Here is a 12,836-nt window from a genome sequence, read left to right on the forward strand (position 1 = left end):
AGGGCACAAGCATGCTGATTGCGCTCGATTTTTCTGCCGTCTTCGCGTCGTGGCCGTTGCTGGTGCGTGGCGTGGTCTGGACCATAGCCCTCACCATCGTGGGCACCGTGCTGGGCCTGCTGCTGGGCACGGTCTGCGCCTGGGCGCGTGCGCGCAATCTGGGCCACCGGCCCACTGCGTTGCGCTGGGCCGTGGCCAGCTATGTGGAGCTGGTGCGCAACACGCCTTTCATCGTGCAGCTGTTCTTCCTGTTCTTCGGCCTGCCCGCGCTGGGGCTCAAGCTCTCGCCCGAGTTCGCGTCGGTGCTGGCCATGGTGATCAACCTGGGCGCGTATTCCGCCGAAATCATCCGCGCAGGCATCGAGGCCACGCCACGCGGCCAGATCGAAGCCGCGCACAGCCTGGCGCTGACGCCGGGCCAGACCTTCCGCCGTGTGGTGCTGCCGCCGGCGCTGCAAAAGGTATGGCCCGCCATGGTCAGCCAGATCATCATCGTGATGCTGGGGTCGGCCGTGTGCGGGCAGATCTCCACACCCGAACTGAGCTACGCCGCCAACCTCATCTCCAGCAACACCTTCCGCGCCTTCGAGGCCTTCATCCTGGCCACTGCCGTGTACCTGGTGCTGTCGATGTTGACTCGTCGTCTGCTGGTGTGGGTGGGGACCCGATTCTTGGTGGGGAGGTAAATCGAGATGGTTGAATTTTCCCTGTGGGACATCCTGCGCAACCTGCTGCTGGCAGCGCGCTGGACGGTTTCCCTGTCCCTCATCGCCTTCATCGGTGGTGGCCTGGTGGGCGTGGTGCTGCTGGTACTGCGCCTGTCCAAAGTGCGTGGCGTGGATCGCGCCGTGGGCGCTTATGTGCAGGTGTTCCAGGGCACGCCGCTGCTGATGCAGCTGTTCCTGGCCTACTTCGGCATTGCGCTGTTCGGTATCAAGACCTCGCCGTGGACGGCCGCTGCGGTGGCGCTCACGCTCTACACCAGTGCCTACCTCACAGAGATCTGGCGCGGCTGTGTGGCCTCCATCCCCAAGGGGCAGTGGGAGGCGGCGCAGAGCCTGGCGCTCAACTTCGGCGAACAGCTGCGCCATGTGGTGCTGCCGCAGGCGCTGCGCATCGCGGTGCCGCCCACGGTGGGCTTTCTGGTGCAGGTGATCAAGGGCACGGCACTGGCTTCGGTCATCGGCTTTGTGGAGCTGACCAAGGCGGGCAGCATGATCTCCAACGCCACCTACAAGCCCTTCCTCGTCTACGCCTGCGTAGCGCTGCTGTATTTTGTTTTGTGCTTCCCGGTGAGCCTGGTGGCGCAGTCCCTTGAAAGGAAACTCCATGGCCATCGCCGCTGAAGCCTCCGCAACCAAACCCACCCCTGCGCACGACGGCATCGTGGTGGGTGAGCCGCCCATTGTGGACATCACTGCGCTGCGCAAGTCCTATGGCAGCAACGAAGTGCTCAAGGGCATTGACCTGAAAGTGCAGCGCGGCGAGGTCATCGCCATCATCGGCAAGAGTGGCTCGGGCAAGAGCACGTTGCTGCGCTGCGTGAATGGGCTGGAGGAGTTCCAGGAAGGCGCCCTCAGCGTCAACGGCCAGAAGCTGCTGCACGACAGCCCCGCCGCCATGCGCGCGCTGCGCCAGCAGGTGGGCATGATCTTCCAGAGCTTCAATCTGTTTCCGCACCTCTCTGTGGGCCGCAACATCATGCTGGCGCCCACGCTGGTGAAGGCGCGCGATGCCAAAACCGCCGAGGCCCAGGCGCGCCAGCTTTTGGCGCGCGTGGGGTTGGGCGAAAAGTTTGACGCCATGCCCGACCAGCTCTCGGGCGGGCAGCAACAGCGCGTGGCCATTGCGCGCGCACTGGCCATGGAGCCGCAGGTGCTCCTGTGCGACGAGATCACCTCGGCGCTGGACCCTGAACTGGTGGGTGAGGTGCTGCGCGTGGTCGAATCGCTGGCGCAAGAAGGCATGACGCTGATGATGGTCACGCACGAAATGGCGTTCGCCCGCAAGGTGAGCGACCGTGTGATCTTCATGCACCAGGGGCGGGTGCATGAGCAGGGCACGCCTGCCCAGCTGTTTGGAAGTCCACAGACGCCTGAGCTGCAGCAGTTTTTGTCCTCGCTGCACGACTGACCTGACCGACTGCGCAAAAATCCCGCCCGTGGTCTGGAGGCTCCAGTACGGGCGGGCGCGGGAACGATGGGCGGCTATGTCAAACCATGGGGCTGATAGGTTTGAGTACCCAAGCCGCAACTTGGAGGCTGGGTGTCAGGACAGCAAGCCTTTCTCGAACTCGGTGGGCGAGAGGGTGCCGTTGTGGTCAGCGTCCAGTTCCTTGAATCGTTGGCTGATCGCAGGCAATTGGGCGGCTTCCTTCTCGCTGAGCTTGCCGTCCTTGTCAGTGTCTGCGCGCTGGAATGCGGTGGTAGCCGCCTTGGAAGGATTGCCCGTGCCTGGGCCGTACGAATAGGGGACCTCTGACGGAGAGGCGGTTTTTCCAGGTGAGGCGGTCTGTGCCTGCAAGGCACCCACACCACCCAGAGAGAGGGCGGCGAAGAGCATCACGCTGCGTGTGTCGAACGAGTAGTGGCGTCGTTGCAGTGCTTTCATGGTGAGCCTGGCTCCTTTGAAGTTGAACAGGCTTGCATTGCACCGCAGCAAAGCGTGCCGCGCCAGCACTCTTGCCTGCTGTTGCCTCACTCTACATTTGCCAGCGCGGTGTAACGCGGCACGCCTGTTGTGTGTAGATGTCCGCACAGTTTGTAGCCAGACGCAATCGTCCCCTGGTGCGCATTCACACCCCACCTGCTCAGGCGCTTGGCCTGACCTGCAGGCCCGTGTACGTCCTACAAGCGGGGTCGGGGCGCGGCAAAACAATGCATCCAAGCATTTCGCTTGATCGCACGTTTTCCTGAAGGAGTTCTCCATGCAAAAGCAAACCGTCTTCGCCGCTCTGGCCGCATTGGCATGCACCGCTGCGCTGGCCCAGGCCCCCGCCAACAGCAATGCGCGCCCTCCGTCCGAGGTGAACCCTTCTGCATCCGGTGGTGCGGCGGCGTCCAAGGCACAAAACAAGGTGGACACGCGCAGCGCCAACAGCAGCGCCATGCCTGCCAACCCCGCAGCTGGCGACGGACGTGCGGCTCCGGTGGCCGAGATCAACCCCAGCGCTTCAGGCGGCAAGGCCGCAGCCAAGGCCGATGCACGCGTCAATGCGCGCCTGATGGACACCAACGGCGACGGCATGGTGTCGCGCCAGGAGTGGGACACCTACCACGCACATGCATGGGACACCATGAAGCCCACCAACGCTGGCGTATCCACAGCAGACATCGACAAGCTCAATCGCGCCCCCGCTGCGCATTGATCTCGTCGTACGCAGCGCCTTGATAGCGCTGCGCCGTCGCCCTGTGGCACACCATGTTGTGTGCCACAGGGCGTGGGTTCGCGTAGCGGGCATGCTGCGTGTGGTGGGCAGTCAGTGCTCAGGGCGCAGTGCGTAGGGGATTGGAGGCGAAACGCTTGCACCCGCGTGGCGGTGGCGGAGAATCCGGGCAGATTCACTGCGGTGGCTTGTGCCGCGCAGAAGCTGGCATCCATCCTCCCGTTTCTTCATCAAGGCTCCCCATGGGCAACCGACTCACAGAAATCGCAACCCGCACCGGCGACGCAGGCACCACCGGCCTGGGCAACAACCAGCGTGTCTCCAAGAACAGCTTGCGCATTCACGCCATGGGGGATGTGGATGAACTCAACTCGCACATCGGCCTGTTGCTGTGCGAGCCGCTGCCCGATGAAGTCCGCACCTTGCTGGTCGAGGTGCAGCACCAGTTGTTCAACCTGGGAGGCGAGCTGTCGATCCCGGGCTTCGAGCTGCTCAAGGCCGACGCCGTCTTGGCATTGGACGAAGCCCTGGCCCACCACAACGCCGCGCTGCCGCGCCTGCAGGAGTTCATCCTGCCCGCGGGCACCCGCGCCGCGTCACAGGCCCACGTGTGCCGGACCGTGGCCCGCCGCGCTGAACGCGCCGTGGTCGCCCTGGGCAACGAAGAGGCCCTGAACGACGCGCCACGCCAGTACCTCAACCGCCTCTCCGACCTGATGTTCGTGCTCGCCCGCGTGCTCAACCGCATGGATGGCGGTGATGACGTGTACTGGAAAAGCGAGCGCCTGGACCAGCAAAACGCTACAGAATAGATAGCTACCAGCGCATATTCTTCTAGCGCTCGGGGTCGATTTCATCAAAAACACCCCCCAGCCTTTGCCACGGGCGCGTCCCCAGGCCAAGACCGCCGCGTAAGGGCCGCCCCACCGCGCTGGCGGTGTCCCCCTTCCCGGATCGCGCTAGCGATGCGAGAGAAGGGGGAAGGCGCGAAGCGCCTCAGGGGGATGCACTTTATCTCGGTGCGAGGATCGCCATCGTCAGCCGCGACACACAGGTCAGCTCACCCGCTTCGTTGTGCAGATCGATGTGCCACACGTGCGTGGTGCGGCCGATGTGCACCGGCTTCGCCGTGCCGGTCACCCAGCCGCTGGTCGCAGAGCGCAGGTGGTTGGCGTTGATGTCCAGGCCCACGGCGCGATAGCCCTCGGGCAGGGCGTAGTAAGCGCCGGTGGAACCCATGGACTCGGCCAGCACCACGCTGACACCGCCGTGCAGCAGGCCAAAAGGCTGGATGGTGCGGTGGTCTACCGGCACGCGGGCGCGCAGAAAGTCGTCACCCACCTCGACAAACTCAATGCCCAGGTGCTCTACGGCGGTGTTGCGGTTGGCGGCCTTCAGCAGGGCCAGGTCGATGGGTTTTTTCCAGATGGGCATGGTGGTCACGGGGCAGGGCCAAGTCAGTGCAAGCCGCTGATTGTGCCAACGCCTGTGGTCCCGCCCTGTGCCGCAGGTGCCTAGGAGCCTGTCCGACTTGGAAGTCGTCGGCTGCAAATCGGCCGCAGCGGTCCATTTTTTACCGTCTTTTTGCCCCATAGCTGGGCTATGGGTCTGCAAATCCGGCAAAACTGTCCTCGCTGGGGCCGATTCTCGCTATCGACGCTCCAAGTCCGACAGGCTCCTAGCCTCAGCCCACAAACTTTCCGTTGGCGCCCATCACCCCCAGGTCCAGAAAACGCGAGCCCACATACGGCGCGCCGCTGGCGTAGTCGATGGACAGGCCGCCCAGGTCGTTGCTGCGGATGCCCGCGAGGGCGTTGCGCAGCTTGGCGCGGGTCAGGTCGCGGCCGGCGCGCTCCAGGCCCTCGGCCAGCACGCGGGCGTTCACATAGCCTTCAAAGCTGCGGGCCGAGAACTCCTGGTAGCCCAGCGCGCGCATGGCCTTCTGGTAGTCGCGCACCACGGCAAAGCTGGTGCGGGCCGCGTCGGGCAGCACCATCGATAGCGCAATGCCCGAGGCCTTGCCGCCCAGCTGACGCAGGTTGTCGCCCGACAGCGCCACGCTGGTGGCGGCCAGCGGCGTGCTGGGCGATACTTTCTTGAACTCGTTGACCAGCGTGGCGGTGATGTCGCCCGCCGTGCCCAGCAGCACTGCATTGGGCTTGGCAGCCACTGCCTTGCCCACCACGTCGGCCACCTGGGTGCCTTGGGCGTCGAGCTTGAAGGCTTTGGGTGCGGGCTGCTTGGCGGAGGCCATGGCCTTGGTCACATCGGCCAGAAACTCGCGGCCAAAGGCGGTGTCCTGGTACACGACAGCCAGTTCGGTGATGCCCATGGACACCAGCTTTTGCGCCAGGCGCTGGGCTTCGTCGGTGTAGCTGGCGCGCACGTGGAACACCGAGCGGTACTCGGCCTTGCGCAGCGAGGTGGCGCCGCTTTGCGGGGCCACGTAGGGGATCTGCGCCTCGTCCACCAACGGCAGGATGCGCTGGTTGTTGGCCGTGCCCATGCAGGAGATCAGCGACACCACGTTGGCATCGGCAATCAGCTTGCGCACGTTGTCTTCGGAGCGCGCGGCGTCATAGCCGTCGTCCATGGCCAGCAGCTTGATCTCGCGGCCGTGGATGCCCTTGGCGTTGGCCTGGGCCAAGCCTGCGTCCAGCCCCTGCTTGAGTTCCTTGCCCAGGCTGGCCAGGGCGCCGGTTGTTCCCAGCGAGCAGCCAATGGTCACGCTCTTGGCGTCCATGGGGTCTTGCACGCCCACGGCGCGTGACGAGGGGGCAAGCAGCAGGCCGGCGCTGGCGGCCACGAGGGATTGGGTGAACTGACGGCGTTGCATGGTCATCAAAAAACTCGCAGACAAAATGCCACCAGCCCCGCATGGGGGCTGGTGGGGGTGGACAGGGGGAGGTCGAAAGACCTAGGGTTAACCCTGATTTTATCTGTGCAGGCTGGCAATTGGCTGTCAAAGGTTCCGGCAGGGCCTGGGGCGCGCGCCGCGTCCCCTTGTGCCGAATTTGCCCTTTGTGGCCCTTGCGCCCTTATGCCGCGCTCGCCGGGCCCGCTGGCGCGCGCATGCTGCCCGTCTCCACATACCGCTGGTGCCACGACAAGGCCTCGTTCAGCAGGTGCGGCGTGTGCTGGCCCACGGCGCCCCGTTTGGCGCGGGCCACATAGTCGTGCAGGGCGGGGCGGAAGTCCGGATGCGCGCAGCGGTCGATGATGATTTCGGCGCGCTGTGTGGGCGAATGGCCGCGCAGGTCGGCCAGGCCTTGTTCGGTGACGAGGATCTGCACATCGTGCTCGGTGTGGTCCACATGCGAGGCCATGGGCACGATGCACGAGATGCTGCCGTTCTTGGCCAGCGACGGCGTCATGAAGATCGACAGGTAGGCATTGCGCGCAAAGTCGCCCGATCCGCCGATGCCGTTCATGATGGCCGAGCCCATCACATGCGTGGAGTTCACGTTGCCGTAGATGTCGGCCTCGATCATGCCGTTCATTGCGATCAGGCCCATGCGGCGGATCAGCTCGGGGTGGTTGCTGATCTCCTGCGGGCGCAGCACGATGCGCTGCTTGTAATAGTCGATGCGGTCGTTGAAGTCCTGCATGGCCGCAGGGCTCAGCGACAGCGCCGTGGCCGAGGCGCTGGCCAGCTTGCCCGAGCGCAGCATGTCCAGCATGCCGTCCTGAAGCACTTCGGTGTAGGCCGTGAGGTTGTCGAACGGGCCGTTGTTCAGCCCTGCCAGCACCGCGTTGGCGATGTTGCCCACGCCCGACTGCAGCGGCAGCAGGTCTGCGGGCAGGCGGCCCTTTTTCACCTCGTGCTGCAGGAAGTCGATGATGTGGCCCGCAATGCGGTTGGAGGTGTCGTCGGGTGCGGCGTACACGCTGTTGCGGTCGGGCTGGTTGGTCATCACCACGGCGATGACCTTGTTCGGGTCGCAGCGCAGGTAGGGCTCGCCAATGCGTTCGTCGGGCCGTGTCATGGGGATCGGCTTGCGGTGCGGCGGCCGGTCGGTGCCGTAGTAGATGTCGTGCATGCCCTCCAGCTGCGGGTTGTGCCAGGCATTCACTTCCAGGATGACCTTGTCGGCCTGGTCCAGCCAGGTCTTGTTGTTGCCCACCGAGGACGAGGGGATCAGCCGCCCGTCGGGCAACACGCCCGCCACCTCGACCACCGCCACATCCAGCTTGCCCAGAAAGCCGAACCACACAAACTGCGCCACGTGCGACAGGTGGATGTCCACGTACTGCATCTGCCCCGCATTGATCTGGCGGCGCACCGTGGGGTCGGACTGGTAGGGCAGGCGCATCTCGATGCCGTCCACCTGGGCCAGCGCGCCGTCCAATTCGGGTGCGGTGCTGGCGCCTGTCCACAGCCCGATCTTGAAGCCATGGCCCTGCGCGTTCAGGCTTTCGATGCGGCGCGCCAGCGCGCCGGGCACGGCCTTGGGGTAGCCCGCGCCAGTGAATCCGCTCATGCCCACATGGGCACCGGCAGGAATCAGGGCGGCCGCCTCATCGGCGGTCATGGTGCGGGAGAGAAAGTCGGGGTACAGCACCCGATCGGCCAGGGACATGAACAAACTCCGCAAAAAGAAAAAGGCCACCCGCCCGGTGAGCGGATGGCCCTGTGGACAAAACCCAGGATGCTAGCCTTCGTTCCTTACAAATTAAGGGTTAACCCTTACAAATGCGGTTCAGCCCGGCCACATCCACAGATTACGCAGCTTTGCGGTTGAGCAGCGCGTACAGCAGGATCGCCCCAAACGTGGCGGTGCCGATGCCGCCCAGCGCGAACTGGCCGAACTTGAGCGTGAAGTCGCCCGTGCCCAGGATGAGGGTGATGGCCGCCACGATGAGGTTCTTGTTCTGCGAAAAGTCCACCTTGTTGTCCACCCAGATCTTGGCGCCCGCCACCGCGATCAGGCCAAACACCACGATGGACACGCCGCCCATCACCGGCAGCGGAATGGTCTGGATCAGTGCGCCGAACTTGGGGGAAAAGCCCAGCACCAGCGCAAACACACCCGCCAGCAGGAACACGGCGGTGGAATAGATCTTGGTCGCCGCCATCACGCCGATGTTCTCGGCATAGGTGGTCACGCCCGTGCCGCCTGCGCTGCCACTGACCATGGTGGCAATGCCGTCACCGATGAACGCGCGGCCCATGTAGCGGTCCAGGTTCTGGCCGGTCATGGCCGTCACGGCCTTCACGTGGCCCAGGTTCTCGGCCACCAGGATGATGGCCACGGGCGCAATCAGCAGCATGGCATTGCCGCTGAACTGCGGGGCCGCAAAGTTCGGCAGGCCAAACCACGCAGCGTTGGCCAGTGCGGTCAGGTCCATCGGCTTGCCCAGGCCCAGGCCGTTGGTCAGTACTGCATAGATGATGCTGGCCACGATCAGCCCCACCAGGATCAACAGGCGCTGCACCATGCCGCGCGTGAGCACGGCCACCAGGCCCACGCTCACAAAGGTCACCACCTGCATCCAGCTGTCAAAGTTGCTGGCCGCCATGTTCTTGATGGGAATGCCCGCGAGGTTCAGCCCGATCACCGCCACCACCGAGCCCGTGACCACGGGCGGCATGAAGCGCTCGATCCAGCCCGTGCCAATCGCCTGCACCAGCACGCCGATGAGGGTGTAGACCAGGCCACACGCAATGATGCCGCCCAGCGCCACGCCGATGTTGGCATTGGCCCCTTGGCCCGCATAGCCCGTGGCCGCAATCACCACGCCAATGAACGCAAAGCTGGAGCCCAGGTAGCTGGGCACCTTGCCGCCGGTGACGAGGAAGAAGATCAGCGTGCCGACGCCGCTCATCAGGATGGCCACGTTCGGGTCAAAGCCCATCAGGATGGGCGCCAGCACCGTGGCGCCAAACATCGCAATCACATGCTGCACGCCCATCACCGCCGTCTGCGGCCAGGGCAGCCGCTCGTCCGGCGCGATCACGCCGCCTTGTTGCAACACATCAGCGCTTTTCACACGCCAGTTCATGAATCCCATGTGGTTGTTCCTTGTGGTTGAGGCGCGAATGCTAGTGGATGCGGCCAGGGTGGGGAACGAGCATCCCGGGCGGGTTACGATGCCCCCGCCCCCCGCGAGGCACCTTGCACCGTTGCCCAGACCCTCACTGCCATGTTTCCTGCACCCACTTGCCCCTCGTGCCGCCAACCCATGCAGGCACACCGCTTTGCCAGCAACCTGGGCGATTCGCTGGAGCTGGACATCTGCTTTGCCTGCCAGGGCCTGTGGTTTGACCGGCACGAGAACCTCAAGCTCACGCCACAGTCCGTGGTCGAGCTGTTTCGGCTGCTGCACGAGCACCGTGTGGACCAGCACCAGGCCCTGGCCGAGAGCATGGCCTGCCCGCGCTGCAACACCAGCCTGGCCAAGGGTTACGACGTGGTGCGCAGCGGCCGCTACATGGTGTACCGCTGCGGGCGACAGCATGGGCGCTTCAGCACCTTCTCGTCCTTCATGGTCGAAAAGGGCTTTGTGCGCCACATGACGCGCCCCGAGATCGACGACCTCGCCAAGCGCGTGGGCGCCATCTACTGCACCAGCTGCGGCGCGCCCGTGGACATCCGCAAGGACCACGCCTGCCCCTACTGCCGCGCCGCGTTCTCCCTCATCGACCCCCAGGCCGTGGTGCGCGCCATGGAGGGCTATGCCGCCGCGAGCGCCAAGGCACCGGCATCGCCCGTGGACATTGGCGACGCCCTGGTGGCCCTGGAGCGCGACCGCACCCGGGCCGAGCGTGAGCGTCAGAAGCGGGCGTTCACCACGGCCAGCAGCGACGCCAATGACAGCTCGTTCACCGGGGACCTGCTGGCCGCCGGGGTGGCGCTGGTGTGGGCGCTGGTGAAGGACTAGGGATTCAGCGTCGCGCTGGCCGCAAGCCCCGCCAGTGCATTGACATACCGCAGCACGCGCTGCTGTCATTCACGACAGACTGGGGCAGACCGTTCAGAATGGTCCAAGAACCTGTTGAACAGGCTCTAAGGCCCTTGCCCTGGGCCACACCGCATCCCACGCAACCGTGGCGCCCGCAGCCACTGGAGGAGCGCCCCGTGCCGCAGTCCCCCACCAGACGCCCTGCCCGATCGCCGCGCAGCCCTGCGCCACCGGTGCGTGCGCTCCACCGCACCGGCAGCCTGCTGCAGCGCGCGCAGCTGCCCCCCGTGCCCAGCACCTTGCTCATCCCTTTGGCCGCGCGTGCCCACGGCGGGCGCTATTTCCCCTGGCTCGACTGCCACGATGCCGTGGCCCAGGCCTTGCTGACGCAGTTGGATGCCGATGTGAACAGCACCCTGGACGACCTGCCCACGGTGCTGCATGTGCTGTGGCGCACCCGCGCCATCAAGGAGGCGGGGCGCGCCTTTTTTGCCGAGCACCCGCAGGCCCTGGGCGTCAACCTGGGGTGTGGCCTCACGCACCACTTTCAGTGGCTGGACACGGGGGCCAACCAGTGGCTTGATGCGGACCTGCCTGCGGTGATGGCGCTGCGCAAGCCCCTGTTGCCGCCGCAGTGTCCGCGCATGCGCCATGCCGATCTGGACCTCTCGCACCCCGGCTGGTGGCAGCGGCTCGGGCTGCCCGCGCAGCGCACCGACCCCCCGGTGCTGCTGGTGTGTGAGGGCGTGTTGATGTACCTGCCACCCGCGCAGGTGCAGGCCGTGCTGGCCGAGTTTGCGCAGCACGCGCCGCCGGGCTCGCGCATGGTGCTGGATGTGATGACGCGCCAGGCCGTGGGTTGCGCGGCCCGCCACGCCAGCGTGGGGCCTACGGGCGCGGAGTTTCGGTGGGGTGTCGGCCGCATGGCAGAGCTGGCGGCCGTGCACCCGCGCCTGCACCTGCTGCGCGAGCAAAGCGTGGCGGAGGGCTACGGCTGGGCCGGTATTGCCATGGACATGTGGTGGCGCCCCTGGCTCGGTGCGCCGCTGTATGGCCTGGCCACGCTGGGGGTAAGGGACGGCTCCCCCTGAGCCGCTTGGCGTCTTCCCCCTGAGGGGGAAGCCACCGGTGGCCTGGCAAAGCCAGTTCCACGGTGGCGCTGGCGTGGGGCGCGCCCGTTGCAGAGGTTGGCTACGGCCTGAGCGCCAGTGCGCGCATCCATTGGGGGGCCTTGCCCGTCAACTGCCCCACGATGGCCGCCTGCAGCGGTGGCAGGCGCCGCGCGCCCTGCAGCACCAGTTGCCGCAGCAGGCGGGGCACCGGGCGGGCGTCGGTGTACAGGCGCACGATGGCGTTGGTGCCCTGGTAGATGGGCCAGGCGTGGCGGTGGTGGCCCTGGGCGTAGGGGGCCAGGGCGTCGGCGCTGCCAATGTCCTGCCCGCGCTGGCGGGCGCTGACCAGCGCGGCCGTGAGCCGCTCCACCCCCGCCAGCCCCAGGTTGTAGCCATGCGCCGTGACCGGGTGCATGCCCACGGCGGCGTCGCCCAGCAGCGCGCAGCGGTGGCCCGCAAAGCGCTGGGCATACACGGCCACCAGCGGGTAGGCGTGGCGTTCGCCCACCAGCGCCATGGGTCCCAGCCGGTCGTTGAACTGGGCCTGCACCTGGGTGGCAAAAGCCTCGGGGCTTTGGGCCATCAGAGCGGCGGCGTCGGCCGCGCCCGCCGTGACCACCACCGAGCACAGCGCTTGTCCCGTCTGTGGGTCATCAGGCAGGGGCAGCACGGCCAGTGTGCGGTCGTAGCCAAAACATTCGTGCGCCACGTTGCCGTGGGGCAGGGCGTGGCGCATGCGGCAGACGATGACGGTGCGGCCAAAGTCGGCCATGTCTGCGCCAAGGCCCAGTTGGCGGCGCGTGGCCGAGAAGCGGCTGTCGGCGGCCACCAGCAGCGGGGCCGTCAGGCGCTGGGCTGGCGTGCCGACGGTGCCGGCTGGCACATAGTCCAGCTCTGCATGCCCGGTCAGCGTGGCTGCGCGCGTGACCTGGGCCTGGGTGACCAGCTGCACCCCCGGCGTGCGCGCCGCTACGGCGTAGGCGGTGCGGCGCAGCGCATGGTTGGGCACGATGAAGCCCAGCGCGCCGGGCGCTGCACCCTCCGGGGTCTGCGGGACGCTCAGTTGCAGCGCGCCGTGCTGGCCCAGCGGGCCGTCGTGTACCTGGGCTTCGCAGATGGTGCCCACCTCATGCCCGGCCAGCAGGCCCCAGCTGCCCAGGCGCTGCAACGTGTCGCGGCTGGGGTGGGTCAGCGCGATCTCGCGGCCGTCCGGCGCGGGCGCGGCCAGAGTGCGGTCGCTCTGCTGCTCGACCACCGTGGCGGTGAACCCGGCCTGCGCCAGGGAGATGGCCAGCGACAGGCCCGCCGGGCCTGCGCCGACGATGAGCACGTCGCTGTGGTGGGTGGTCATGGCGGGATGAATACAGGGTGACAAGGTGCCCGCCCCGGGTCGGGGAGGCCGCGCGCCATTGTGGGCGGGCGGGTTGGGGCACGCT

General features: G+C 66.5%; 13 protein-coding genes. 7 read left to right on the plus strand and 6 right to left on the minus strand.

Annotation, left to right across the window (positions count from 1 at the left end; all coding sequences use genetic code 11):
- Positions 1-11 precede the first annotated feature (11 nt).
- Genes C8C96_RS04350 through C8C96_RS04360 form a run of 3 tightly spaced genes read left to right on the plus strand, consistent with a single transcriptional unit; the run spans position 12 to position 2,133 of the window.
- Positions 12-686, plus strand: coding sequence for an amino acid ABC transporter permease (locus tag C8C96_RS04350; protein WP_121941555.1), 675 nt, complete (start codon positions 12-14; stop codon positions 684-686).
- A gap of 6 nt (positions 687-692) precedes the next feature.
- The gene (locus tag C8C96_RS04355) at positions 693-1,346 is read left to right on the plus strand and encodes an amino acid ABC transporter permease (RefSeq protein WP_121941556.1); all 654 of its coding nucleotides are present in this window, start codon (positions 693-695) and stop codon (positions 1,344-1,346) included.
- Entirely contained in the window at positions 1,330-2,133 is an 804-nt protein-coding gene (locus tag C8C96_RS04360) for an amino acid ABC transporter ATP-binding protein (RefSeq protein ID WP_121941557.1), read from the plus strand. Before C8C96_RS04355 ends, C8C96_RS04360 begins: the two co-directional genes overlap by 17 nt.
- A gap of 135 nt (positions 2,134-2,268) precedes the next feature.
- Here C8C96_RS04360 and C8C96_RS04365 read toward each other — a convergent pair whose 3' ends face one another.
- A complete protein-coding gene (locus C8C96_RS04365) occupies positions 2,269-2,610 on the minus strand; it encodes an EF-hand domain-containing protein (RefSeq protein ID WP_121943872.1) in 342 nt (113 codons plus the stop codon).
- 316 nt (positions 2,611-2,926) lie between these two features.
- On the opposite strand from C8C96_RS04365, the gene C8C96_RS04370 reads away from it, so the two are divergent.
- Positions 2,927-3,367, plus strand: coding sequence for a hypothetical protein (locus tag C8C96_RS04370; RefSeq protein WP_056057040.1), 441 nt, complete (start codon positions 2,927-2,929; stop codon positions 3,365-3,367).
- A gap of 260 nt (positions 3,368-3,627) precedes the next feature.
- Positions 3,628-4,197 carry a cob(I)yrinic acid a,c-diamide adenosyltransferase gene (locus tag C8C96_RS04375; RefSeq protein WP_121941558.1) on the plus strand — a complete coding sequence of 190 codons (570 nt, stop codon included), beginning with the start codon at positions 3,628-3,630 and terminating at the stop codon, positions 4,195-4,197.
- A gap of 199 nt (positions 4,198-4,396) precedes the next feature.
- On the opposite strand, the gene C8C96_RS04380 is transcribed toward C8C96_RS04375, so the two are convergent.
- The 4 genes from C8C96_RS04380 to C8C96_RS04395 form a co-directional block, all read right to left on the minus strand.
- Positions 4,397-4,819: a hotdog fold thioesterase gene (locus C8C96_RS04380; protein WP_015011965.1), complete on the minus strand. Its 423-nt coding sequence runs from the start codon at positions 4,817-4,819 to the stop codon at positions 4,397-4,399.
- A 250-nt stretch (positions 4,820-5,069) separates the two neighbouring features.
- The gene (locus tag C8C96_RS04385; protein ID WP_121943873.1) at positions 5,070-6,221 is read right to left on the minus strand and encodes an ABC transporter substrate-binding protein; all 1,152 of its coding nucleotides are present in this window, start codon (positions 6,219-6,221) and stop codon (positions 5,070-5,072) included.
- Positions 6,222-6,423: 202 nt separating this feature from the next.
- Entirely contained in the window at positions 6,424-7,965 is a 1,542-nt protein-coding gene (locus C8C96_RS04390; protein WP_121941559.1) for an acetyl-CoA hydrolase/transferase family protein, read from the minus strand.
- Between the two features lie 142 nt (positions 7,966-8,107).
- Positions 8,108-9,397: a solute carrier family 23 protein gene (locus C8C96_RS04395; RefSeq protein WP_121941560.1), complete on the minus strand. Its 1,290-nt coding sequence runs from the start codon at positions 9,395-9,397 to the stop codon at positions 8,108-8,110.
- 132 nt (positions 9,398-9,529) lie between these two features.
- Between C8C96_RS04395 and C8C96_RS04400 the strand changes: the two genes are divergently transcribed.
- Together C8C96_RS04400 and C8C96_RS04405 are read left to right on the plus strand one after the other, a co-directional pair.
- Positions 9,530-10,267, plus strand: a complete 738-nt coding sequence (locus C8C96_RS04400) for a zf-TFIIB domain-containing protein (RefSeq protein WP_121941561.1) — start codon at positions 9,530-9,532, stop codon at positions 10,265-10,267.
- A gap of 197 nt (positions 10,268-10,464) precedes the next feature.
- The gene (locus C8C96_RS04405; RefSeq protein ID WP_233584152.1) at positions 10,465-11,379 is read left to right on the plus strand and encodes a class I SAM-dependent methyltransferase; all 915 of its coding nucleotides are present in this window, start codon (positions 10,465-10,467) and stop codon (positions 11,377-11,379) included.
- 100 nt (positions 11,380-11,479) lie between these two features.
- Here C8C96_RS04405 and ubiM read toward each other — a convergent pair whose 3' ends face one another.
- Positions 11,480-12,751, minus strand: a complete 1,272-nt coding sequence (gene ubiM / locus C8C96_RS04410) for a 5-demethoxyubiquinol-8 5-hydroxylase UbiM (protein WP_121941563.1) — start codon at positions 12,749-12,751, stop codon at positions 11,480-11,482.
- Positions 12,752-12,836: the final 85 nt, after the last annotated feature.

Source organism: Acidovorax sp. 100, from assembly GCF_003688355.1.
Lineage (GTDB): Bacteria > Pseudomonadota > Gammaproteobacteria > Burkholderiales > Burkholderiaceae_C > Acidovorax > Acidovorax delafieldii.